This is a genomic window from Collinsella sp. TF07-1, from assembly GCF_003437235.1.
Taxonomy (GTDB): domain Bacteria; phylum Actinomycetota; class Coriobacteriia; order Coriobacteriales; family Coriobacteriaceae; genus Collinsella.
This window is the reverse complement of sequence record NZ_QSRV01000015.1, coordinates 1-24,282: the sequence shown is the minus strand read 5'-3', so window position 1 is coordinate 24,282 and position 24,282 is coordinate 1. Positions and strand designations below refer to the sequence as shown.

At 61.7% G+C, this 24,282-nt stretch carries 21 protein-coding genes; 13 read left to right on the top strand and 8 right to left on the bottom strand.

The annotated features are described in order from the left end of the window. Together DXC67_RS06805 and DXC67_RS06800 are read left to right on the top strand one after the other, a co-directional pair. Positions 1-816, top strand: a complete 816-nt coding sequence (locus tag DXC67_RS06805; protein ID WP_117563500.1) for an electron transfer flavoprotein subunit beta/FixA family protein — start codon at positions 1-3, stop codon at positions 814-816. Further along, on the top strand, positions 817-2,022 hold the full coding sequence (locus DXC67_RS06800; RefSeq protein ID WP_117637830.1) for an electron transfer flavoprotein subunit alpha: 1,206 nt from the start codon (positions 817-819) through the stop codon (positions 2,020-2,022). Here DXC67_RS06800 and DXC67_RS06795 read toward each other — a convergent pair. Next, positions 2,019-2,831 (bottom strand): HD domain-containing protein, encoded by an 813-nt coding sequence (locus tag DXC67_RS06795; RefSeq protein WP_117637829.1) that lies wholly within the window; start codon positions 2,829-2,831, stop codon positions 2,019-2,021. The genes DXC67_RS06800 and DXC67_RS06795 overlap by 4 nt on opposite strands. Positions 2,832-2,957: 126 nt before the next feature. Here DXC67_RS06795 and DXC67_RS06790 point away from each other — a divergent pair, with 126 nt between their 5' ends. The 4 genes from DXC67_RS06790 (at position 2,958) to DXC67_RS06775 (ending at position 6,459) form a co-directional block, all read left to right on the top strand. Further along, entirely contained in the window at positions 2,958-3,650 is a 693-nt protein-coding gene (locus DXC67_RS06790) for an AzlC family ABC transporter permease (RefSeq protein ID WP_117637828.1), read from the top strand. Next, positions 3,640-3,963 (top strand): AzlD domain-containing protein, encoded by a 324-nt coding sequence (locus DXC67_RS06785; RefSeq protein WP_035137063.1) that lies wholly within the window; start codon positions 3,640-3,642, stop codon positions 3,961-3,963. The genes DXC67_RS06790 and DXC67_RS06785 overlap by 11 nt, the downstream gene beginning before the upstream one ends. 142 nt (positions 3,964-4,105) lie before the next feature. Then, the gene (locus DXC67_RS06780) at positions 4,106-5,128 is read left to right on the top strand and encodes a 2-keto-3-deoxygluconate permease (protein WP_117637827.1); all 1,023 of its coding nucleotides are present in this window, start codon (positions 4,106-4,108) and stop codon (positions 5,126-5,128) included. 188 nt (positions 5,129-5,316) lie between these two features. After that, positions 5,317-6,459: a diguanylate cyclase gene (locus DXC67_RS06775; protein ID WP_117637826.1), complete on the top strand. Its 1,143-nt coding sequence runs from the start codon at positions 5,317-5,319 to the stop codon at positions 6,457-6,459. Positions 6,460-6,517: 58 nt separating this feature from the next. Here the strand turns inward: DXC67_RS06775 and DXC67_RS06770 are convergent, their stop codons facing one another. Beyond that, positions 6,518-7,453, bottom strand: coding sequence for a DMT family transporter (locus DXC67_RS06770; protein ID WP_117637825.1), 936 nt, complete (start codon positions 7,451-7,453; stop codon positions 6,518-6,520). A gap of 101 nt (positions 7,454-7,554) precedes the next feature. Further along, positions 7,555-11,301 (bottom strand): phosphoribosylformylglycinamidine synthase, encoded by a 3,747-nt coding sequence (locus tag DXC67_RS06765; RefSeq protein WP_117637824.1) that lies wholly within the window; start codon positions 11,299-11,301, stop codon positions 7,555-7,557. Between the two features lie 184 nt (positions 11,302-11,485). Here DXC67_RS06765 and DXC67_RS06760 point away from each other — a divergent pair, with 184 nt between their 5' ends. Continuing rightward, positions 11,486-13,048: a cation:proton antiporter gene (locus DXC67_RS06760; protein WP_117637823.1), complete on the top strand. Its 1,563-nt coding sequence runs from the start codon at positions 11,486-11,488 to the stop codon at positions 13,046-13,048. 121 nt (positions 13,049-13,169) lie between these two features. On the opposite strand, the gene DXC67_RS06755 is transcribed toward DXC67_RS06760, so the two are convergent. Further along, positions 13,170-13,919 (bottom strand): SDR family NAD(P)-dependent oxidoreductase, encoded by a 750-nt coding sequence (locus DXC67_RS06755; RefSeq protein WP_117637822.1) that lies wholly within the window; start codon positions 13,917-13,919, stop codon positions 13,170-13,172. 222 nt (positions 13,920-14,141) lie between these two features. Then, positions 14,142-15,485, bottom strand: coding sequence for a homoserine dehydrogenase (locus DXC67_RS06750; RefSeq protein ID WP_117637821.1), 1,344 nt, complete (start codon positions 15,483-15,485; stop codon positions 14,142-14,144). Positions 15,486-15,735: 250 nt separating this feature from the next. Between DXC67_RS06750 and DXC67_RS06745 the strand changes: the two genes are divergently transcribed. The 6 genes from DXC67_RS06745 (at position 15,736) to DXC67_RS06720 (ending at position 22,035) form a co-directional block, all read left to right on the top strand. Then, on the top strand, positions 15,736-16,902 hold the full coding sequence (locus DXC67_RS06745; RefSeq protein WP_117637820.1) for an ABC transporter substrate-binding protein: 1,167 nt from the start codon (positions 15,736-15,738) through the stop codon (positions 16,900-16,902). A gap of 271 nt (positions 16,903-17,173) precedes the next feature. Continuing rightward, the gene (locus DXC67_RS06740; RefSeq protein ID WP_117637819.1) at positions 17,174-18,361 is read left to right on the top strand and encodes an ABC transporter substrate-binding protein; all 1,188 of its coding nucleotides are present in this window, start codon (positions 17,174-17,176) and stop codon (positions 18,359-18,361) included. A 139-nt stretch (positions 18,362-18,500) separates the two neighbouring features. Next, positions 18,501-19,382, top strand: coding sequence for a branched-chain amino acid ABC transporter permease (locus tag DXC67_RS06735; RefSeq protein WP_117637818.1), 882 nt, complete (start codon positions 18,501-18,503; stop codon positions 19,380-19,382). A 9-nt stretch (positions 19,383-19,391) separates the two neighbouring features. After that, on the top strand, positions 19,392-20,471 hold the full coding sequence (locus DXC67_RS06730; RefSeq protein WP_117635469.1) for a branched-chain amino acid ABC transporter permease: 1,080 nt from the start codon (positions 19,392-19,394) through the stop codon (positions 20,469-20,471). Further along, positions 20,461-21,321, top strand: coding sequence for an ABC transporter ATP-binding protein (locus DXC67_RS06725; RefSeq protein ID WP_089573307.1), 861 nt, complete (start codon positions 20,461-20,463; stop codon positions 21,319-21,321). Before DXC67_RS06730 ends, DXC67_RS06725 begins: the two co-directional genes overlap by 11 nt. 12 nt (positions 21,322-21,333) lie before the next feature. Beyond that, entirely contained in the window at positions 21,334-22,035 is a 702-nt protein-coding gene (locus tag DXC67_RS06720; protein WP_035137222.1) for an ABC transporter ATP-binding protein, read from the top strand. 511 nt (positions 22,036-22,546) lie between these two features. On the opposite strand, the gene DXC67_RS06710 is transcribed toward DXC67_RS06720, so the two are convergent. The 3 genes from DXC67_RS06710 to DXC67_RS06700 are packed head-to-tail and all read right to left on the bottom strand — an operon-like array spanning position 22,547 to position 23,764. After that, the gene (locus tag DXC67_RS06710; RefSeq protein ID WP_117637816.1) at positions 22,547-22,810 is read right to left on the bottom strand and encodes a hypothetical protein; all 264 of its coding nucleotides are present in this window, start codon (positions 22,808-22,810) and stop codon (positions 22,547-22,549) included. Between the two features lie 14 nt (positions 22,811-22,824). Further along, positions 22,825-23,457, bottom strand: a complete 633-nt coding sequence (locus DXC67_RS06705; RefSeq protein ID WP_117637815.1) for a DUF1700 domain-containing protein — start codon at positions 23,455-23,457, stop codon at positions 22,825-22,827. After that, positions 23,444-23,764: a PadR family transcriptional regulator gene (locus tag DXC67_RS06700; protein WP_199410663.1), complete on the bottom strand. Its 321-nt coding sequence runs from the start codon at positions 23,762-23,764 to the stop codon at positions 23,444-23,446. The genes DXC67_RS06705 and DXC67_RS06700 overlap by 14 nt, the downstream gene beginning before the upstream one ends. Between the last annotated feature and the right edge of the window lie 518 nt (positions 23,765-24,282).

The following is a 24,282-nucleotide window of genomic DNA, read 5'->3' as shown; positions in this document are numbered from 1 at the left end:
ATGAGTGATTTCCATATGGTGGTGTGCGTCAAGGCGGTGCCCGGAAGCACCGAGGTCAAGATGGACCCCAAGACCAATACTATCGTGCGTGATGGCAAGCAGGCGGTCGTTAATCCCTTCGATGCAAGTGCCCTCGAATGTGCGCTAGCGCTGAAGGACGACTTTATCGGCTTTGGCATGGACGTGCGTGTGACGGTGGTGTCGATGGGCATCCCCGCGACCGAATCGCTGCTGCGCGACTGCATCGCCCGCGGTGCCGACGACGCGCTGCTGCTGACCGATCGCGCCTTTGCGGGCGCCGATACCCTAGCCACCACCTATGCCCTCAAATGCGGCATCGAGGCACTCGATGAGGACTTTGACCTGCTCATCTGCGGCAAGATGGCAGTGGACGGCGATACGGCCCAGATCGGCCCCGAGCTGGCCGGCGCCTTTGGGGTCCCCTGCGTGACCGACGTGAGCTGTGTGCAGAGCGCGGGATTTACGACGTGTGGCTCGCTGGCGCTCGTTCACGGCTGCGATGCCGGCGAGGAGACGGTGTACCTGGAGATGCCGTGTGCGATGACGACCGCCAAGGAGATTGGCCAGCTGCGCATGCCGAGTATTGCCGGTATTCGCGCGGCCGAGGATGCAGACGTGCGTGTGGCCAGCGCTGCCGACGTAAACGCCGATCCCTCGCGTTGCGGCCTTGCCGGATCACCGACGCAGGTCGTGCGCTCGTTTGTGCCCGACCGTGACCAAACGTGCGAGGCCGTTGAGGGAACGGCGTCCGAGCAGGCGGTAAAACTTGCCAAGATTATTGAGGGGATGGCATAGATGAGCGGGCTGATTATCGATAGCGAAGCCTGTATCGGCTGCGGTCGCTGCGTTCGCGCCTGCGCCTCGGGCGGCATTGTGGTGGAGGGTGAGCGCCCCAATCGCTGTGCCCGCGTAACCGACGGCTGTATCCTGTGCGGTGGGTGCGTCGACGCCTGCCCCGTCAACGCCATCTCGATTGAGCGCGACGAGGCCGCCGGCGCGGCAGACCTTGACGCATATCGAGACATCTGGATCTTCGTGCAGACTGACGAGCACGATGCCGTTGCATCCGTGGCCTTCGAGCTCATGGGCAAGGGGCGCGAGCTTGCCGATGCCCGCGGCTGCCGTCTGGTGGCACTGGTCGGCATGAGCCCCGAGGGCTCACTCGGGGACCTGGAGCATCTGATTTGCGCCGGTGCGGACGAAGTTCTGGTCTGTCGTGACGAGCGCCTGCGTCAGAACGACGCGGAGGTCTACGCTCGCTTGATCTGCGATTTGGTAGCCGAGCGCAAGCCCGAGGCCATTCTGTACGGCGCGACCGCCTTTGGTCGCGAGCTGGCGCCCGGTGTGGCCGTGCGCTTGCAGACGGGCCTTACGGCCGATTGCACGGTGCTTTCGATGGATACGGAGACGGGTCTGCTGCAGCAGACGCGCCCGGCGTTTGGCGGCAACCTGATGGCCACCATTATCTGCCCCAACCACCGTCCTCAGATGGCAACGGTGCGCCCCGGCATCATTAAGGCGCCCGAGTTTGACTATAGCCGCTCCGGCACGATTGCCCAGGTAGTGCTAGCGGATGACGTTAAGGCCCGTGTCGAGATCTCGATTCCCGCCGAGGAGTGGGGACAGCAGGCCTCAATTGCCGATGCCGAGCGTCTAGTCGTGGTGGGCCGCGGCATCGGCTCCAAGAAAAACCTACCGCTGATGCGAAAGCTTGCCGAGGCTCTGGGTGCCGAGCTTGGCTGCACGCGCCCCGTGGTGGAGGCCGGCTGGCTGGAGTATCGCCACCAAATTGGCCAGACGGGTGTATCGGTCTCGCCCAAGCTCCTCGTGAGCATCGGTGTCTCGGGCGCTATCCAGCATCTCGCCGGCATCGGTGGGGCGGAGTGCATTGTCGCCATCAATGAGGACCCGGATGCCCCCATCTTCGGTGCCGCCCAGTACAAGGTCGTCGGCGATGCCGTTGAGATCGTTGAGGAACTGCTGGCTCAGCTCGAGTGCTAAGCGCTTGCCAGCCAGCGGCGCAGCTCGTCCTTAAGGCGGCTCCAGGTTGCCTGCGCGGCGGGGTCGGTAAAGGGTCGCGTAATGCCAAAGGGCGCGTCGAGCAGGCGATAGATATCGCCTTGCTCGCGCGCCAGTGCACGGCTTGCCGGATGGACGAGCTCAAACATAAAGCAGATGAGCCCCACCAGGTAGTCCGCCGGCTCGTTGCGCTCGTCACGCGCGACGCAGCGATGCTCGTCAAAGGCGGTAAGCGCCGGTGTCGAGAAGTGGCTGGCGAGAAACGTGTCCTCATCCACCTTGAGGATGGTATCGACGGTGCTGTCGGCGATGGTGCGCATAATGTCGATCTTGTCACCATCGCGCACGATATCGCAGAAGCTCCGCGTGCGCTCGTCGAGCTGCGAGGGTAGACGGAAATCGCTGTGATAGGCAATGCTCGCTCGGATGAGCTCATCTTCTGCCGGGTCATCGATAAAGTCGCGGATGCTCGTTACGGCGGGTGCATCGGCGGGATTCTCGCCAAAGAGGACCTCGATGCCCAGCGCCGCATGGCTCATGCTCTCGGCGTCCTTAAAGGTGTCCCAGCGCCGCAGCTGCTCAAAGCGGCCCATATCGTGTAGCAGGCCGCAAAGCCATGCCAGGTCAATATCTTCTGACGACCAGCCCTGCTCGCGCGCTACGGCATCGCATGCCTCGGCCACGTGGTACGTATGCTCGATTTTGAGCGCGATGCGTGGATTGGTGGCGTCGTAGGCATCGGTGTAGCTTTTGAAGGCCGCGCGCGCCCGGTCTCGATCGATAGCTGTCATAATGACTTCCTAAAAAGTTGTGTCTTTCGATCCGGTGGCAATTGTAGGTGAACTCGGTTGCTGTCGGATGATGATTCTGCCGTGTCGCTACATGCGGCTCGGAGACCTTGTCAGGATGAGAAGCGTATGGTGCTCAAAATCGTTAGAACCGTCTGGCCGGTGATGCTTACCTATGTTGCGATAGGCGCGCCGTGCGGAATGATCATGGGGCAGACGGGAATGGAGCCCTGGATGGTCTTTGCTCTGAGCAGCACGTTTGTGACGGGCAGCGGCCAGTTTATGATCTGCAATCTTTGGCTGGCGGGCGTACCGGCACCTTCGATTATCGCGAGCGTCGCCGCCATCTCATCGCGCTTTGCACTTTATTCGGCATCGATCGCACCCCATCTGGCGGGCGCCTCGAAGCGTCAGACGCTGGCTGTTGCCGCGACGCTCACCGAGGAGGCATACGGCATCTTGCTTGCCAAGCTGGTTGAGGGGGAGGATTGGGGCCCGCGCGAATCCTTCGTGCTCAACGTGATCCTCATCGCGACATGGGGCGCTTCGTGCACGATGGGTGCCATCGCCGGTGCCGTTGCCGATGTTCCCACCGCTATTGCGAGTTTCGTCTGCACCTCGCTCTTTATCTGCCTGCTCTTTTCGCAGCGGCTGTCGCGCGGCAACGTTGTCGCGGCGGTTTCGGGCGCGGTGTCCGTCGCCGTATGCAAGTTCTTGGGCCTCGTGAATATTGCCGTGCCGGCAAGCGTCGTGGTCGGCATTACCATTGCGCTGGCGTGCGATGCTGTATTTGACGGAAGAGGTGCCCGCGATGCCCGTTAACGAGTTCTTGGTTCTGTGGCTGTCGTCGTGGGCTGCTATCGCGTTCTTTCGCATCGCGCCGGCGTTCGCCTTGCGCGGGCGGACCCTGTCGCCCCGCATTACCGAGGCCCTGGGCTATATCCCGCCCGCCGCCTTTGCCGCGCTGGTCGCCAACGACTTGGTGAGTCCCGGCGCGTTCGACGCGGGGCTCTGGCCTGCCTTGGTTCCCTGGATTGCGGCCGCCGGCGTCGTGGTCGTGGCGGTCAAGACAAAATCGATGCTGTGGTGCTGCGTCTCGGGCATCGTACTCTATATCGTTTTGAGCCTCATATAAGAGCGGGGCACGTTTGGCGTTCCGGCGCGATGAATCGAATTTCTCACCGAGCTGGTCTGCTTCTTCTGGTACCATGGTCAAACTTTACTGTAGCAAAGCGTGACGTGGGCTTTTGTTCCGTGTCAGCGGAAATGGGGGTTTCATGGCACAGAAAGCGACCGCCAACGAACAAACGAAATTCAAAGTCCCGCGCATCCCGGGCGACATCATGATCTACCCGATGATTGTCGGCCTTTTGCTCAACACCTTCTGTCCGCAGGTCTTTGAGATCGGCGGATTCTTTACCGCCGCCTGCCGTGGCGGTTCCAACACCATCGTCGCCGCAATCCTGCTCTTTGTGGGCGCCGGCATCAGCTTTAAGTCCACGCCGGGTGCCATCAAGACCGGCATCGTCGTGCTGATCCCTAAGCTTGTGGTGGCAGCCGCGCTGGGCCTGGGCGTCGCGTACTTCTTTAACGATAACTTTTTGGGCCTGAGCTCGGTCTCCATTATCGGCGGCATCACGTTTTGCAACATGGCGCTCTATACGGGCATCATGGGCGAGTTTGGCGATGAGTCCGAGCAGGGCGCCGTGGGCATCCTGTTCTTTACGGCCGGCCCCGCCGTCACCATGATCATCCTGGGCGTTTCTGGTCTTGCTAACATCCCGCTGGGCACTATCATCGGCTCCATCCTGCCGCTTGTCATCGGTATGGTCCTGGGCAACCTCTTTCCGTTTATCAAGAACCTGCTGGTTCCCGGCACCAATCCCGCGATTGCCGTCATCGGATTTCAGCTTGGTGCATCCATGAGCCTGTCGAGCTTTGTCACCGGCGGCATTTCCGGCATCTTGCTGGGCCTTGTCACACTGTTTGTCGTCGGCCCCATCACCTTTGCGTTCGAGCGCCTGTGCGGCGGTAACGGCAAGGCCGCCGTGGCTTGCTCCACCATCGCCGGCACGGCTATGACTACGCCGGTCGCCCTTGCCGAGGTCGCGCCGCGCTATGCAGAGCTTGCGCCCACCGCGTATGCACAGATCGCCACCGCCGTCATCATCACGGCAATCATGGCCCCGATTCTGACCGGTTGGGTCGACAAGAAGTTCTGCCAGGGCAAGGAGGACCTGTCGCCTGCCGGTGTCGAGGCCATCGAGGAGGCTGTCGCAACCGATATCGACGGTGAGTAACGGCCGTTACCGATAATTGATTCCGGCGTGCAATTCGCGCCGCTTGAGCGCCCGAACGAAAGCTGTCTTGCAGTTATGTTCGGACGCTCTACTATGATTCCCTTTACCCCTACGGAATAGGGGGTGTTTATTGCCCAGGCACGATTTGGGCGATTCTGACCACTTGGATATTGAAGGGATGGCGTCTAGTGGTTAAGGCACTCAAGATTGAGATATTCCTGCTCTGCATGATTGTTCTTATCGGGCTTGCCGCGCGAAGCCGTCGCTCTTTATTCTCGAGTACCCAGCAGCTATTGTTTAGCATGCTCGGCTACACCTCTGCCGCATACGTTTTATTCCATATGATCTGGACGCTTTCGGACGGTGTGGACGGCACGTTGGGCATTGCTGCCAACTGGATTTCCAACGCGTTTTCGTTTTCGCTCTTTGCCATCGCTTGCCTCATTTGGTTTATCTATTCCGAGACGGTGCAGGGCTCTCATCTTTTGACCGCGCGCTATAGGGTGGTGCTTGTAGCGTTGCCTACGGCTCTGGTGGTCGTGCTGGCGTTTACCAGTTACTGGACGCACGCCCTGTTCTATATCGATTCGCAGCGCGTGTATCGTCGCGGCTTTGCCTATATGATCCAGCCCATCGTCAGCTACTGCTACGTTATTCATACGTCCCTGCATGCGTTTGTGCAATTGTGCAGGGTCGAGAGTCTGCAAACGAAGGCAATCTATCGAGCCTTGGCATTTTTCGCCATTCCGGCTCTGATGGGCGGCACCTTTCAGGTCGTATACTCGGTGCCCGGCCTTTGTGTCGACATAATGATTAGCATCCTGCTGCTCTACATCATCTACCAGGAGCAGCTCATCTCGACCGACCCGTTGACTGGCCTCAACAACCGCAACCGCTTTGAGACCTATATGCTGTCGCTCTTTTCAAATGTGGATCATACGGACGATGTGTATCTGCTTATGATGGACGCTGATGGCTTTAAGCAGATTAACGATCGCTATGGACATGTGGAGGGCGACCATGCCCTTCAGGTTATCTCCGCCGCACTCAAAGATGTCTGCTCGACGTCTGGTGGATTTATCGCACGCTATGGCGGCGATGAGTTCGTGGTGCTCCAAAAGGCGGCAGCAGAGCAGGACATCATACATCTGTGCGAGGCGATCAACGACGAGCTCGCGCGTGCCGAGGTACCGTATCTGTTGCGGATGTCTATCGGCTACGCACGGATGGGTGATGGCGTCGATACCTGGCAAGACTTGCTTCGCGCTGCCGATGCGGAGCTCTACCGCGTAAAGCACGAGAAGAAGAAGGCCGGCGTCCAGATACGCTAGAAAAAAGCGACCACGCGAATGTCCGCTGCAAGTGCGGCATACGCAAGGGCCTGGTTTGTTAGGCCTTTTTAGGTTTGTTGACAATGATGATGCCGCCGCAGACCAGGAGCAGGGCAACGATGACGGTAACGGGGCTCGTGCCCGCGCCCTCGCCGAGCAGCAGCGCGCTCAGCGCTACGCCAAAGACCGGGTTCATAAAGCCAAAGACCGAAACGCGGCTGACGGGGTTGACGGCGAGCAGACGAGACCACAGCGAGTACGCGACGGCGGAGATAAGCGCCATGTAGATGATGAGCGCGATGGCGGGGACGATTTTGGTGGGGGATAGCGCGCCACCCATCAAAAAGCCAATGGCGGTGAGGACCAGGCCGCCGACCAAGAACTGCCACCCGGCAAGCAAGACGCCGTCGTGCTCGCGCGAGAAGATACCGATCAAGCAGGTCGAAAGGGCACCCGCGACGGTGGAAGCCAGGATAAAGCCCTCGCCGTCGAGCGCAAAGCCAAAGGTGCCATCCGCGCCCGAAAGGTTGACGAGCGCGACACCGGCAAAGCCCAGTACGCAGCCAAGCACCTTGGTCGTATTGAGCTTCTCGGTGTGAAACGCCAAGGCGGCAAAGAGGATGGCCAAGAAGTTGGCGCTGGCCTCAATGATGGAGCTCGACATGGCGCTGGCGCGCGAGAGTCCCAGGTAGAAAAAGAAGTACTGCCCGATAGTCTGGAAGAGTGACAGGATGCAGATGGGCTTGATATCGCACACCTGCGGAACGAGCGGGCGGCGCTGGGCCGCACTCATACCGGCGATAACCAGGATACCGGCAAGCGTGAAGCGCAGGCCCGCGAAGAGCAGCTGCGAGGCGCTGTCGTGCGCGGGAATGCCAAAGAGCGCGTAGCCAATCTTGATGCAGGGGAAGGCGGAGCCCCAGAGCGCGCAGCAAACGAGACAGCCCAGGATGAGTCCGGGCAGGGTGGCGAGATACGGCTTGCGGCTTTCCATGATGTCCTTCCTACATGCGCGAAGCAAAAAAAGAACCCGCCACCGGAGGTGTCGGTGGCGGGTGTTGTTACCCGAGGGGATTGTACCCGATGGGAACGTCTTTAGGCGAAGTAGGCTACGCCGCTCTCAAAGATCGGCATGAACTTGTCGCCGGGGACATGCTCGGGCACGTTGCGGTACAGGTTGTCGCCGCGACGCTCGGCATGGCCCATCTTGCCCAGGACGCGGCCGTCGGGGCTCGTGATGCCCTCGATGGCGAGTACAGAGCCGTTGGGGTTGACGGAAAGGTCCATGCTGGGCTTGCCGTCCTCGCCCACGTACTGCGTGGCGACCTGGCCGTTGGCGATCAGCTGGGCGAGCACCTCGTCGTTGGCGACAAAGCGGCCCTCGCCGTGGCTGATGGCGACGGTGTAGGGGTCGTCCAGGCTGCACTGCGACAGCCACGGGGACAGGTTGGACGAGATGCGGGTGCGCACCAGGCGGCTCTGATGGCGACCGATGGTGTTGAACGTCAGCGTGGGCGCGTCGGGCGTGGCGTCGACGATGTCACCGTAGGGCACCAGGCCGAGCTTGACCAGGGCCTGGAAGCCGTTGCAGATGCCCAGCATCAGGCCGTCGCGGGCCTTGAGCAGGTCGCGAACTGCCTCGGTGACCTCGGGAGCGCGGAAGAACGCCGTGATGAACTTGGCGGAGCCGTCAGGCTCGTCGCCGCCCGAGAAGCCGCCGGGGATCATGACGATCTGGCTTGCACGGATGCGACGGGCAAGCTCGTGGGTGCTCTCGGCGACGGCCTCGGGCGTGAGGTTGTTGATCACGAAGGTGTCGGCCTCGGCACCGGCGGCGCGGAAGGCGCGGGCGCTGTCGTACTCGCAGTTGTTGCCGGGGAACACCGGGATAATCACGCGCGGGCGGGCGATCTTGGCGCCGCCGTACACGTGGATATCCTTGGTGCGATAGTCGATGGTCTCGACCTCGGGCTGCTCACCGGTGCTGCGGTAGGCAAAGACGCCCTCGATGCCGCTCTCCCAGGCCTCCTGGAGCCCAGCGAGCTCGATGACCTCGGAGCCGGTGTCGATGACATAGCCCTCGACGGTGGTGCCCAGGGGCTCGACGACAACGCCGTCGCCGACCTCGGGCAGCTCGGCATCCTCGGCGAGCTCGACGATAAAGCTGCCGTAGAGCGGCGTGAAGAGGCTCTCCACGTCCACGTCCTCGGCAAGCTCGATGCCGATCTGGTTGCCGACGCACATCTTAAAGAGGCTCTCGGCACCGCAGCCGTAACCGGGCGTGGAGATGGCCAGGGCGTCGCCGGTGGCGGTGAGCGCCTCGACGGCGTCAAACGCGGCGAGCAGCTGCTGGGCATCGGGACGGTAATCCTCGCCATAGGTGGCGGGGGCGATGCGGACGACGCGGTGCGTCAGGCCCTTGAACTCGGGCGAGACGGCACGAGCGGCGCGGCCCACGGCCACGGCGAAGCTGATGAGGGTCGGCGGAACGTTGAGCTCGCCGGCCTCGTCCTCAAACGAGCCGCTCATGGAGTCCTTGCCGCCGATGGCGCCGGCACCCAGGTCGACTTGGGCCATGAGGGCGCCCAGGACGGCTGCCGTGGGCTTGCCCCAGCGCTCGGCCTCGGTGCGCAGGCGCTCGAAGTACTCCTGGAAGGAGAGATAGGCGCGCTTGTGCTCAAAGCCGGCGGCCACGAGCTTGGCGATTGACTCAACCACGGACAGGTAGGCGCCCGCAAACTGGTCGGCCTCCATCAGGTAGGGGTTGAAGCCCCATGCCATGGCGCTCGCCGTGGTGGTCTCGCCGTCCACGGGGAACTTGGCAACCATGGCCGAGCTCGGGGTGAGCTGCGTCTTGCCGCCAAAGGGCATGAGCACGGTTGCGGCACCGATAGTGGAGTCGAAACGCTCGGAAAGGCCCTTGTTGGAGGCGACGTTGAGGTCGGTGACGAGCGAGGTCATGCGCTCAGCGAGCGTGGTGCCGGCCCAGCTGGGCTGCCACACGCTGCGGGCGCAGACGTGAGCCACCTGGTGCTTGGGCGCACCGTTGGAGTTGAGGAACTCGCGGGACAGGTCGACGATGGCGACGCCGTTCCAGGCCATGCGCATGCGCGGCTCGGCGGTAACCTCGGCGATTACGGTCGCTTCCAGGTTCTCCTCGGCGGCGTAGCCCATGAACTCCTCGACGTCACCGTCGGCGACGGCGCAGGCCATGCGCTCCTGGGACTCGGAAATGGCGAGCTCGGTGCCGTCCAGGCCGTCGTACTTCTTGGTCACGGTATCGAGGTCGACATACAGGCCGTCGGCAAGCTCGCCCACGGCGACCGAGACGCCGCCGGCGCCAAAGTCGTTGCAGCGCTTGATCAAGCGACAGGCGTCGCCGCGGCGGAACAGGCGCTGCAGCTTGCGCTCGACCGGGGCGTTGCCCTTCTGGACCTCGGCACCCGAAGTCTCGATGGACTCGGTGTTCTGGGTCTTGGAGGAGCCGGTGGCGCCGCCGATGCCGTCACGGCCGGTGCGGCCGCCCAGCAGGATGATCTTGTCGGTGGGGGCGGGGCACTCGCGACGCACGTGGTTTGCCGGGGTAGCGCCCACGACGGCACCGACCTCCATGCGCTTGGCCACGTAGCCGGGGTGATAGAGTTCGTTGACCTGACCGGTGGCAAGGCCGATCTGGTTGCCGTAGCTGGAGTAGCCGGCGGCGGCAGTGGTCACGAGCTTGCGCTGCGGCAGCTTGCCCTCGAGCGTCTCGGAAACCGGGACGGTGGGGTCGCCGGCACCGGTGACACGCATGGCCTGATACACATAGCTGCGGCCCGAGAGCGGGTCGCGGATAGCGCCGCCCACGCAGGTGGCGGCACCGCCGAAGGGCTCGATCTCGGTGGGGTGGTTGTGGGTCTCGTTTTTAAACAGGAACAGCCAGTCCTGGTCCTCGCCATCGACATCGACCTTTACCTTGACGGTGCAGGCGTTGATCTCCTCGGATTCGTCGACATCGGTCATGACGCCGGTCTTCTTAAGGTACTTGGCGCCGATGGTGCCCATGTCCATGAGGCAGACGGGCTTGGCGTCGCGACCGAGCTCGTGGCGCATCTCCATGTAGCGGTCGAAGGCCTGCTGCACAACGGCGTCGTCGATCGTCACGTCATCCAGGACGGTACCGAAGGTGGTGTGGCGGCAGTGGTCGGACCAATAGGTGTCGATCACGCGGATCTCGGTGATGGTGGGGTCGCGATCTTCATCGCGGAAGTACTGCTGGCAGAAGGCGATGTCCGCCTCGTCCATGGCAAGACCGCGATCGGAGATAAAGGCGGCAAGACCGGCCTCGTCGAGCTCGCGGAAGCCGTCAAGCACCTCGACGGGCGCAGGCTCGGGAGTCTCCATGTGCAGCGTCTCGGGTAGGTCGAGTGAGGCAATGCGGGCCTCGACGGGGTTCACCACGTAGTGCTTGATGGCATCGATGGCGGCCTCGTCCAGGGCGCCCGAGATCATATAGACCTTGGCGGAGCGCACGGCGGGGCGCTCGCCCTGGCTGATGAGCTGCACGCACTCGCTGGCGGAGTCGGCGCGCTGGTCAAACTGGCCAGGCAGGAATTCGACGGCAAAGACGGCGCCATCGCTTGCGGGGAGCTCGTCGTAGGTCACATCGACCTGGGGCTCGCTAAAGACGGTCGGCACGCAGGAGCGGAAAAGCTCCTCGTCGATGCCCTCGACGTCGTAGCGGTTGATGATCCTCAGGGCCTCGATGCCCTTGATGCCGAGAATTTCGGTCAGCTCGCCCTTGAGCTGTTGAGCCTCGACGTCGAACCCGGGTTTCTTCTCCACGTAGATACGAGAGACCATTGGTTCCTGCCTTCCTGATCGGTTGGGCGTACGGTGCGGTATGCGGCAGCGGTCGGTTTGCGGGGCAAGCCTCGCGGTCGCCTTGAGCCACATACTTTTAAACCTCACTATGATACGACAGCTCGTGGCGCGTTGAGGACGGCGAGGGTGCTACAGTGAAGCGCAAACAAGAGAAAGGCATCACATGGCATTCGTTTCGCTCGCCATCATCGCACTCGTGGCCTTTGCAAGCCCCTTCATCGCCTCGGCGATTCCCGGAAAACCCGTTCCCGAAACGGTCTTTTTGCTCGTGTTCGGTGCGGTGCTGGGCCCGCATATGCTCGGCCTTATCCATGTGGATGCCGAGGTCTCGCTGGTGTCCGAGCTGGGCCTGGCCTTTTTGTTCCTGCTTGCCGGCTTTGAGATTGACCCTAAGAACATTACGGGTGTGGAGGGACGCTACGGCTTGGCGACGTGGGTCGTCACGTTTGGTATCGCCTGGCTAGCCGTGCGCTTTACCCCGTGGTTCTCGGTCAGCCATTTCGACGGTATCGCCGTGACGCTTGCCCTCACTTCGACGGCGCTCGGCACGCTTGTGCCCATCATGCGCGAGCGCTCGCTCACCGGCACGCGCGTGGGCGACTCGATTCTCGCGTATGGCACTTGGGGCGAGCTCGGCCCCGTGCTCGCCATGTCGGTGCTGCTGTCTGCTCGCACCGGCATCCAGACGCTCGTGATTCTTGGCCTGTTTGCGGTGGTCTGCGTGCTGTTGGCCGTGGTCCCCAGCCGCTCCAAGCGTATCGGCAGCCGCTTCTTTGCCTTTATTCAGGAGCGCGCCGACACCACGTCGCAGACCTTCGTGCGCCTGACCGTGCTCATCCTGGTCACGCTCGTGGCGTTCTCTGCCATCTTTGACCTCGATATCGTGTTGGGTTCTTTTGCCGCCGGCTTTGTCTTGCGCTTTATCATTCCCGAGGGCAACCATACGCTCGAGACCAAGCTCGACGGTCTTGCCTACGGCTTTTTGATTCCGGTGTTCTTTACCGTGTCGGGTGCCAAGATCGACCTGACTGCTGTAGCATCGCGCCCCGGCTTGCTCGTGGGCTTTATCGTGGCGCTGCTGATTATTCGTGCCGTGCCCATTCTTATTTCTACGAGCATTTGTCCTGCGACGCGCGATGTGTCGGCGTATGGTCGCATTACCGTGGCCCTGTACTGCACCACGGCGCTGCCGATCATCGTTGCCGTGACAAGCGTTGCCGTCAACGCGGGCGCGCTGTCGCAAGATATTGCGTCGGTCATGGTTGCCGCCGGTGCCATCACGGTGTTCTTGATGCCATTGCTCGCGCAGCTCTTCTACCGCGTGGTCGACGCCGCACCGGTCGCCGCCGTGGCAGAAGTTGCCGAGCATCCATCCGATGCGCTCGACATTCTGCGCGCCCATCACGATTTGGCGAGCCTGCTCGCACGGGAGCACGAGCTGCTGACCTCGCATGGCCATGGTCGCGTATTTGAGGGCCTGCCTACGCTCGATACGATTGCCGAGCGTCTTTCCGCCGAGGCGGCGAGCGGTCACATCGATGCCCGCATCGTGGACGCGGCGCACCTGCTTGCCGATAAGACTTATGGTGATGAGATTGACACGTCCGAGCTGACTCCGCATGAGCGTCGCCGCCTGGAGCGCGCCAAGCTCGCCGTGCGCGAATACCGTCGTCGCATGCTGGAACTCTATGCGCGCGATGAAGCTCAGGACGACGACGGCAGGTAGCAAGGAATGTCGGGATACGGGTTCCGTCCAAATAATTGAAGGCGCGCTGCCTGCGGCTGATGCAGACAGCGCGCCTTTTGCGTTGGGTTTCGTTGAGACTCGAAGCCGTGGTTCGCGACCTTTAGGAGCGGGCGGCTCCGTCGACGGGGAGCACGGCGCCCGTGACGTAGGCGGACATGTCGCTCGCCAAGAAGACGAAGGCGTTGGCGACATCCTCGGGCTCGCCCATGCGGCCCAGCGGAATGGTGGCGATGATAGGCTTGATGACCTCTTCGGGCAGGTTGGCGACCATATCGGTCTTGGTCACGCCGGGTGCGACGGCGTTGACGCGAATGCCCATGGGGGCGAGCTCGCGCGAGAGCGACTGGACCATGCCGTTGACGGCAAACTTGGACGTGGGATAGCCGACGCCGGAGGGCTGGCCATACTTGGCGACCATCGAGCTCGTGGTGGTGATGGTGCCGCCGTGGCCGGCCTCGGTCATGATCTTGGCGGCAGCCTGGTGGCCGTTAAAGACGGCGACGACGTTGAGGTCCATGACCTTTGCAAACTCTTCGGCCGTGTAGTCCAAAAGGGGAGAACGCTGGGAGATGCCGGCATTGTTGACGACCGTGTCCAGGCCGCCCATATCGGCGGCAGCCTGGGTAAAGGCCTCGGTTACGGCCTCGAGCGAGGTGAGGTCGCAGGAGCGGCCCCAAACCTTGGCCTCGGGATAGGCGGTCGTCAGTTTCTCAACGGCAGCGTCGGCAGTCTCCTGGCGCGAGCCAAAGACGGTGACGGCAGCACCTTCCTCGATAAAACGGCAGGCGATGGCATAGCCGATACCGCGCGTGCCGCCGGTGATGATTGCTTTCTTGCCCTCGAGCAACATGGTGCTTCCTCTCTTTGCGGGCGGATATACACAGCACAGCATAACGGCAGCCAAAATCGGCTCCGGCTGCATGTCGGCGAACGGTACCCCCGGCTGTCAGGAGCGGCCAAGTCGTTCAAATGCGGATTGCGCCAATACGCCCCATGCGCGCAAGCAAAGGGGCTCCCGTCCACTGCTGAACGGGAGCCCCTCACACATATAGGTCGTAGAGCGAAAATCGAATTAGTTGGCCATAACGCCTTCGGTCCAAGCCTCAACGTCCTCGATGCGCAGGACGTTGGCGACCTCGGCCACGCAGTCGACGCTGACAAGCTCGGCGGCGGCAGCCTGGACGTCCTTCTCGAGCGCGCGGTGCGTCAGGAAGATGACCGAGCAGGCATCGCTGACGCCCGACTTGCCGTCCTCGACCTGGTTGATGAGCGAGATCGAGATGTTGTGCTTGGCAAAGATATCGACCGTCTCGGACAGGGCGCCCACGCGGTCGGCGACCTTCAGGCGCACATAGTACTTGGTCTGGAGCTCGTCCATGGGCTTAAAGGCGAGGTTGTGGCCATAGGGCTCAATCTCGGGCAGCGGGGCCACGCCGCGGCTGATCTGCTCGGAGAGCGACAGTATATCGCCCACGACGGCACTCGCGGTGGGGAAGGAGCCCGCGCCCGCGCCGTAGAACATGGTCTCGCCCACGGCGTCACCCACCACGTAGACAGCGTTCATGGCGCCGTTGACCTTGGCAAGCATGTGATCGGCGGGGATCAGCGTGGGATGCACGCGGACGTCGACGCCGGCGTCGGTGTTGCGGGCGATGCCCAGCAGCTTGATGGTGTAGCCGAGCTCACGGGCCTGGGCGATGTCCTCGGCGCCGATGGTACGGATACCCTGCTGGTACACATCGTCGGTGGTAACACGGGTGCCAAAGCCGATGGAGGCGAGGATGGCCGTCTTGCTGGCGGCGTCGAAGCCGTCGACGTCGGCTGACGGGTCGGCCTCGGCATAGCCCTTGGCCTGTGCATCGGCGAGCACGTCGGCGTAATCGGCGCCCTCGGCGTCCATGCGCGACAGGATATAGTTGGTGGTACCGTTGAGAATGCCGGCGATGGTCAGGATCTCGTTGCCCACTAGGTCGTGCTCGAGCGTGCTGACAATGGGGATGCCACCGCCGCAGCTGGCCTCGCACTTAATCTGCACGCCGCACGCGCGCGCCTTTTCGGCGAGCGTCTCGACGTGACGGCCCAGCAGAGCCTTGTTGGCAGAGACGACATGCTTGCCGTGCTCAAAGGCGGTGGTGAAGATCTCGGTTGCGGGATGCTCGCCGCCGATCAGCTCGACGACGATGTCGACGGCGGGGTCGGTGACGACATCGTGCCAGTCACTCGTAAAGGCCTCGCGCTCAATACCGGCTGCCTCGGCCTGCTCCCAGGCAAGCGCGCAGGCGCGGGTCAGCTTAAGGTCGATGCCGTAGGCGGCCAGGTACTCATCGTGGTGGCTCTTGATCAGACGGGCCACGCCGCCGCCGACGGTCCCCAGACCGATCAGACCGACGTTCACGGTGCGCAGGGATTCGCTCATAGATAGCTCCTTCGTGCATCTTATGGATGGATTAACCGCTTAAAGGTTGAGTGCATTCTAGCGTGAACCGAGGGCGCATGCTCGCTAGGCAACAGGAGTCGCACAAAACGGCACCCCCGAAACGCTGCGGAAACATTGGAAACATGCTCGCTACAAATGAACTTCCGTAACAAACTGTCAACGTTTGCGCCATAAGGTTTGCCCCGTACCGCAAAACAGCCGCACCGCGGCCAGCGAAAAGGGGGACACCATGTTTAGTATCAACAACGCACTGAGCCGTAGGAGTTTCTTGGCAGGAGCCGCGGCGCTCGGCAGCACCGCCGCGCTCGCTGGCTGCTCTTCGAGTGGCTCTGACGGCGGCTCCGCCGATGACGGCAAGACCTTCAAGATCGGTGTTATCGGCCCTCTGACCGGCGCCGCGGCAACCTATGGCGTTTCGGCCGAGAAGGGTGCCAAGCTCGCCGCCGAGGATTTCTCGACCAAGGACCTCAAACTCTCGCTTAAGTCCGAGGACGACGTCGCCGACGGCGAGAAGGCCATCAACGCCTTCAATACCTTGTGCGACTGGGGCATGCAGGCGCTTGTCGGCCCCGTTACCACCGGCGCCGCCGTCGCCGTCTCGGGCGAGATCGCCGACGATATGCTCATGGTCACGCCTTCAGCCTCGTCGCTCGATGTCACCAAGGGAAAGACCACGGTCTTTCAGGTTTGCTTCACCGACCCCACCATGGGCGCCAGCGCCGCGAAGTTCTTGGCCGAGAAGTACGCGGACGCCAAGATCGCCCTGTTCTACAACTCCGGCGATACGTACAGCTCGGGCGTTGCCGACGCCTTTGCCGAGCAGGCCAAGGCATCCAAGCTCGATGTCGTCGATACCGAGACCTTTAAGGACGACTCTTCCACGAGCTTTACCAACCAGCTCACCAAGGCCAAGGAGGCCGGCGCCACGCTTATCTTTGCTCCGATCTATTACACGCCGGCGTCCGTCCTGCTCAAGAACGCCAAGGACATGGGATATGACATGACGCTTATGGGCACCGACGGCATGGACGGCCTGCTCTCCGTTGAGGGCTTCGATACCTCTCTTGCCGAGGGCGTGCTGCTCATGACCCCGTTCTCTGCTGACGATGAGAAGAACGCCGACTTCGTCAAGGCCTATAAGGACGCCTACGACGAGACGCCCAATCAGTTTGCCGCCGATGCCTATGACTGCGTCCATGCGATTGCCGAGGCTATCGATAAAGCGGGCATCGACATTACGGCTGACGGTGCCGACATTGCCGACGACCTTGCCCGCGCCATGCGCAAGATCAAGATCGAGGGCCTGACGGGCGAGCTGACGTGGAATGACGAGGGCCAGGTCGAAAAGCCCGCTACGGCCTATGTGATCCAGGACGGCAAGTACATCGCCGCCTAAGTGCGCATAAACCGCTACCGGTGAGGCTGTTTTATTCAGGGCGGGGACGCCTGTAACAGAATGGAAACATTACTTTTACACAATAAAGTGGCATTACTGCATAAAATAATAGAAATACGCAGAAATATGGATAAATGAACAAATCCAAAGAAAAGTTGAAATAATCGCCACTTTTCCTAACTAAAGCGTCTACTATTTTGCGAACGCCGAACACGGCGAAGGATGGCCTGTCGGGCAACCAAAACCCGACGAGATTTGAGAGGAGAGCCGCATGTCGAGCCTCACCGGTAAGTCATTGAACCCTGTTATGAATCGCAGGAGCGTTATCGCGAGCGCAGCAGGTCTGGGGGCGATGTCCATTCTAGCTGGCTGCTCCTCCAACGGCGGCGACAGCGGTTCCGCGTCGGGCGACGCTTCGTTTAAGATCGGCACCATCGGCCCGCTGACCGGCGCCAACGCGTCCTACGGCAAGTCCGTTACACAGGCTGTCGAGCTTGGCTGCAAGGATTTCTCGACCAAGGAGCTGCCGCTTGTCAGCAAGGCCGAGGACGACCAGGCTGACGGCGAGAAGGCCGTCAACGCCTTCAACACCCTGCTCGACTGGGGCATGCAGGCCCTCGTCGGTCCGACCACCACGGGTGCGTCGGTCGCCGTTGCCGCCGAGTGCGGCAACGACCCCGAGACGTTCATGATCACCCCGTCCGCGTCCTCCGAGGACGTTACCAAGGGCAAGGATTGCGTCTTCCAGGTTTGCTTTACCGACCCCAACCAAGGTGTCAACGCTGCCAAGTTCCTGGCAGAGAAGTATGCGAACGAGAAGTTCGTGCTGTTCTATAACTCCGGCGATGCCTATTCTTCGGGCATCGCAGATTCCTTTAAGGCCCAGGCCGCTAAGTCTAAGCTTGAGATTGTCGACGAGGAGACCTTTAAGGACGACTCCGCCACGAGCTTTACCAACCAGCTGACCAAGGCCAAGCAGGCAGGCGCCACCATGATCTTTGCGCCGATCTACTACACGCCGGCGTCCGTCCTGCTCAAGAACGCCAAGGACATGGGCTACGACGTCAAGATGATGGGCTGCGACGGCATGGACGGCATCCTGGGCGTTGAGGGCTTCGACACCTCTCTTGCCGAGGGTCTGCTGCTCATGACCCCGTTCTCCGCCGACGACGAGAAGAACGCCGACTTCGTCAACGCTTACAAGGATAAGTACGGCGATACTCCCGACCAGTTTGCCGCCGACGCCTACGACGGCGTGCATGCTGTGGTCGAGGCTCTCAAGGAGGCCGGCCTGGGCGTCGACGCCGACCCCACCGAGGTTGCCGAGAAGCTTCCCGAGGCTATGCTCAAGATTACTGTTGACGGCCTGACTGGCAAGCTCTCCTGGAACGACAAGGGTCAGGTCCAGAAGGACCCGACGGCGTACGTCATTACCGACGGCAAGTACGTACAGGCCTAATAGGCCGCCTTACATAGAGCGGTTTTGATCCCAAGCAGGGGAGGTTTTGGCCTTCCCTGCTTGCTTGGTATCTAGGGACAACGTAACGTCCCTGTTTCATACATCAACTGGAAACCTATTCGAAAGGGGGATGTGGAACATGACGGTCTTTATCCAATACCTGGTCAACGGCCTGTCCATGGGCAGCGTCTACGCCATCATCGCGTTGGGCTACACCATGGTCTACGGTATCGCCAAGATGCTGAACTTCGCTCACGGCGACGTCATCATGGTTGGTGCCTATGTCTCGTTCTGCGCCACGTCGTATCTCGGCCTCCCGGGCTGGGCATCTGTAATTCTCTCTTGCGCGGTCTGCACGATTCTCGGTGTTCTCATTGAGGGCCTGGCCTATAAGCCGCTGCGCCAGGCGGGCCCGCTGGCCGTTTTGATCACGGCTATCGGCGTGTCCTACTTCCTGCAGAATGCCGCGCAGCTCCTGTGGGGCGCCACGCCCAAGAACTTTACTTCGCTCGTCACCTTCCCAGTGCCGGAGTTCTTGGCCAAGTACAACGTGAGCGCCGTATCGCTCGTCACCATCGTCGCCTGCCTGGTGATCATGGCCGGCCTGGTGTTCTTTACGGGTAAGACCAAGATGGGCAAGGCCATGCGTGCCGTGTCCGAGGACAAGGCCGCCGCTCAGCTCATGGGCATCAACGTTAACCGCACCATCTCGATGACGTTTGCCATCGGCTCGGCGCTTGCCGCTATCGCCGGCGTGCTCCTGTGCTCCTACTCGCCGGTGCTGCAGCCCACCACGGGCGCCATGCCCGGCATCAAGGCTTTCGACGCTGCCGTCTTCGGTGGCATCGGCTCCATCCCCGGCGCCTTTGTCGGTGGCATTCTCATCGGCATCATCGAGGCGATGGCACAGGCTTATATTTCCACGAGCCTTGCCAACTCCATCGTCTTCGGTGTTTTGATCATCGTCCTGCTCGTCAAGCCTGCCGGCCTCTTGGGCAAGTACGTCCCCGAGAAGGTGTAGGTGAGCGCTATGAAGTTCCTTAAAGACAAGCAGACGCGTCACGACTTTGTCACGTACGCCATGTGCATCGTGGCATTCGCCATCGTGTTCTTTATGCAGTCCAACCATATGATCCCGCGCATGATCGCCGGTCAGCTGGTCCCCATCACGGCCTACATCGTTATGGCCATCTCGCTCAACCTCGTCGTCGGTATCGCGGGCGACTTGTCGCTGGGCCACGCGGGCTTTATGAGCGTCGGCGCCTATACGGGCATCGTTACCGCCGTCGCCCTCGAGAGCGCCGTTCCCTCCGATCCAATACGTCTTGTCATCAGCATTGTGGTCGGCGCTATCGCCGCTGCCATCTTGGGCTTCTTGATCGGTATCCCGGTCCTGCGCCTGAGCGGCGACTATCTGGCCATCGTGACCCTGGCTTTTGGCGAGATCATCAAAGAGATCGTCACCTGCCTCATTGTGGGTGTCGACTCCCGCGGCCTGCATGTGATCTTTAACATCACGGGCAACTCCACGATCGACGACCTGCACCTGCTCGAGGACGGCACCGCCATCATCAAGGGCGCCCAGGGTGCCTCGGGCGTGTCGACGTACTCGACCTTCCTCGCCGGTGCCATCCTGGTCATGGTCGCGCTCGTGATTGTACTCAACCTGGTGCGCAGCCGTACCGGCCGTGCCATCATGGCCGTGCGCGATAACAAGATTGCAGCCGAGTCCGTAGGCATCTCCGTCACCGAGTACCGCATGATCGCCTTCGTGGTTTCCGCTGCCCTCGCCGGTGCTGCCGGAGCTCTCTTCGGCGGTAACTTCTCGCAGCTCTCCGCCACCAAGTTCGACTTCAACACGTCGATCCTCATCCTGGTGTTCGTGGTCCTGGGCGGTCTGGGCAACATGCGCGGCTCCGTCATCGCGGCGGCGTTGCTCACGGTGCTTCCTGAGCTGCTCCGTCAGTTCTCGGACTACCGCATGCTCATCTACGCCATCGTGCTGATCCTGGTCATGATCTTTACCAACAACCCGCAGCTCAAGGCGTTCTTCGGTCGCGTCAAGGACCGTTTTGCTTCCAAGAAGGAGGTGGCAGCCGATGCCCAGTAAATTTGAGTTCAACAAGGGCAAGATGGTCCCGTATCCTTCTGGCGCCATCGTTCCCGATCGCGACCTGGGCCAGCGCCCGGCGCTCGAGTGCATCCACCTGGGCATTGAGTTCGGTGGCCTTAAGGCAGTCGACGACTTTAGCCTGACTATCGGCAAGACCGAGATCGCCGGCCTGATCGGCCCCAATGGTGCCGGTAAGACCACGGTCTTCAACCTGCTCACCAAGGTGTACCAGCCCACGCACGGCACCATCCTGCTCGACGGTGAGGACACCTCGGGCAAGTCGGTCTACCAGGTCAACCGCATGGGTATTGCCCGCACCTTCCAAAACATCCGCCTGTTTAACACCATGACGGTGGAGGATAACGTTAAGGTCGGCCTGCATAACCAGGAGCGTTACTCCGGCTTTGAGGGCGTGCTGCGCCTGCCGACGTATTGGAAGCACGAGAAGGCCGCCCACGAGCGCGCCATGGAGCTGCTGTCCATCTTTGATATGGAGCATCTGGCAAATGAGCAGGCCGGCTCGCTGCCTTACGGCGCTCAGCGTCGTCTGGAGATCGTCCGTGCGCTTGCCACCAACCCCAAGCTGCTGCTGCTCGACGAGCCTGCCGCCGGCATGAACCCGTCCGAGACCGCCGAGCTCATGGAGAACATCGTCAAGATTCGTGACACCTTCGGCATCGCCATCATGCTTATCGAGCACGACATGTCGCTCGTTATGAACATCTGTGAGGGCATCTGCGTGCTCAACTTTGGTAAGGTCATCGCCAAGGGCACGGCCGAGGAAATCCAGAACAACGACGCCGTTATCGAGGCGTATCTGGGCAAGCAGGATAAGGGGGAGAACTAAATGGCAGAGCCGATGCTTTCCGTCTACAACATCAACGTCTGGTACGGTGCCATCCACGCCATCAAGGACATCTCCTTTAACGTCAACGAGGGCGAGATCGTGGCTCTGATCGGTGCGAACGGTGCCGGCAAGTCCACAACGCTCAAGACCGTCTCGGGCCTGCTGCGCTCCAAGACCGGCTCCATCAAGTTTATGGGCGAGGACATTACTCATACGCCCGCCGATAAGCTGGTTGGTAAGGGCCTGGCCCAGGTGCCCGAGGGCCGTCGCGCCTTTTTGCAGATGACGGTCGAGGAGAACCTGGAGATGGGCGCCTACACGCAGCCCAAGTCCACGGTTGCTCCGGGCCTTGAGCGCGTCTACGAGCAGTTCCCGCGCCTGAAGGAGCGCCGTCGCCAGGTCGCCGGCACCCTTTCGGGTGGCGAGCAGCAGATGCTCGTTATGGGCCGCGCCCTTATGAGTAACCCCAAACTGCTTATGCTCGACGAACCTTCCATGGGTCTGGCGCCGATTCTGATTGAGCAGATCTTCCAGATTGTCGAGGACCTGCACAAGGCCGGCACCACGGTGCTTCTGGTCGAGCAGAACGCGCAGATGGCGCTCTCGATCGCCACACGCGGCTACGTGCTCGAGACCGGCAAGATCACCATGACCGGCACCGGCCAAGAGCTCCTGCACGACGATAACGTCCGCAAGGCCTATCTCGGTGGCTAGGAGGTTCCGCCGTTCTACCGAACGGCGGACCGGCCGACGCTGCGCGGGCGCCCTGATCGACGTGCCGAAGCTCCTCACCCTTGGGGCTATGCCGCGGTACGAGGCCAGGTGGTCATGGTCCGGGAACCTCGCGATGTCGAATGACACCGCGAGGTTCGCCGCCGTCCTCGGCGACCTCGACCCCCGAGTGGGCGATCCCCACGCGCTAACGCCTGCAAACAAGGGGATCGCCAAGACGCCGCCGGGCACCTCCGTCATAGACGTGGAAGTGCGGCCGCGCTGAAGCTCTGCGCGGTGTCTGCTCGCTTATGTGCGCATCACGAAGGAAGACCAGATCGGTGAGCGGGATTGGCCCGAAGTCGAGAGATTCCCATCAGCCTCTCGTCGGTCGATGACCGGTTCACCACGCAGGAAGAGCGTGACGGAAGGTCTCGCAAAAAGGCTCCGAGCGCGGCGTGCTCATGCCCGTCGTGGTGCGCCCGAAGGGGGGGGACGGCTGCTACGAGCTCGATCATTTGCGAGGAGAAGACGAACCAGTCGTTGCAGATCCAATATGGATCTCGCCGACCTCGGCAAGCTGCTCGATGAGCGGAAGCCCTGTCGGGTCGTCTATTTCAACACCACCCAGAATGATGGTGTCATCGCGCAGGTCGATCTGTGTGTTGAACACAGCGAGGTTAAAGCCGGAGGCCACAAATCCGATAGCAGCCAGGACGAGCCCCGTGGCAACAAGCCCACCCGCTACGGCAAGGTAAATCTTTTTTACGCTGGACATGTTTGCACTCCTTCCTATGCCGTAAGCGGCGCCGCTTCAGCGCCCCTGCGGCTCTTATTGCCTCGATCTTTCCAGAAGGGCGAAACGGCTTTCTTCGCCCAAAGGGCAGAGAGGCACGCGATCTGCTTGGACGCCGTCCAGGCACCGGCTCCCGCGAGGAGCGCCACACCGATGGAAACGAATCCCATTCCCATCGAGGTTAAAACGTACGGAACATGCCCGATAATGATGCCGTCCGCGGTGAACAGGAGCCCCACCACGCCCGCGCCCCCGAATGCCGCGGCCACGATCCACACGCAGAGCGCAAGAACCCAAATGCAGATGTAGACTGTAGCGGCAACGGCGACGAACGCGAGCAGCAGCGGAATCCATACCGGAGAGCCCACGATGGCGAGCGCCCATAGAAGCGCCGTGCTCTTGCGCTTGGTCCTCGCAATTGCGCGCGGCACGGCGGGCAGTTCGTCGAGCGTTGCCTCGGCGACCTCACCGAGCGTGCCCATGGCGGCCACAGCCTCGGCCTCCGTCATGCCGTCCTCCATACGGTCGGCGATGGCCTCCGCGTAGAACTCCTGCGTTTCCCTTACCTGATCTGCCGGCAGGCAGGCCAGAAGCTCGCCCAGCCGGTTCAAGAACTCATCGCGCGTCATGGTGCGCTCCCTTCACGTAACGGTAGATTTCCTGCACGGATGGCCATTCGGCGAGGAACTCGGCGATACGCTCATGCCCGGTTTCCGTGATGCGGTAGTACCTTCGCAGCCGCCCGTTGTGCTCGGCGGAGCGCGCCGTGATGCACCCCGCTTTCTCCAGGCGCTTGAGCAACGGATAGAGCGTGGACTCCGTGAGCCCCATGCTCGCGGGCACGTCCTTCACGATCTGATAGCCGTAGGATTCCTCGCCCGAGACGGCCGCGAGCACGCAGGCCTCGAGGAAGCCGCGCTTCATCTGTGCCTCCATCCGCACACCTCCTTTCGTAGTATACTGTGCAACACCTACTATATGACACATAGTATATGATGTCAACAGTTGTCGTATAGGGAGTCCGGTCTGTCTGTCCCCGGTATAGCGACGAGTGTCGGTTGACGCATCGCGCGAAACACCAACCAGTGCTCCTTTGATGCAACTCTCATTCGACCACATTTCTGAGCAGCTACCTTCCCGCACCAAAGCGTGCCTCATCCCGGGATAGTCGTTGGGGACGTTCTTGAATGAATAGTCGTTTAAGAACGTCCATTACAGTCGAAATTGTCAGCCCGGGACCGTCTCGGGCTACGATTGAGGCGCGCCCAGAACGGGCCGCCGACCGGGCGCCCGCGCACGGCCGAACGTCCCTGCCCCCGAGAGGGCCCGTTGGGTGCTGCCGGCGCGGGACGCGCCGCCCCCGACGGCTGATAGGAAAGTGCCGGGCAGAGGCCGCGGCTGGTAATGTGAGTGCCGAGGGGGAGGCCATCCGGTCGAACGACTACCGGAAGGAT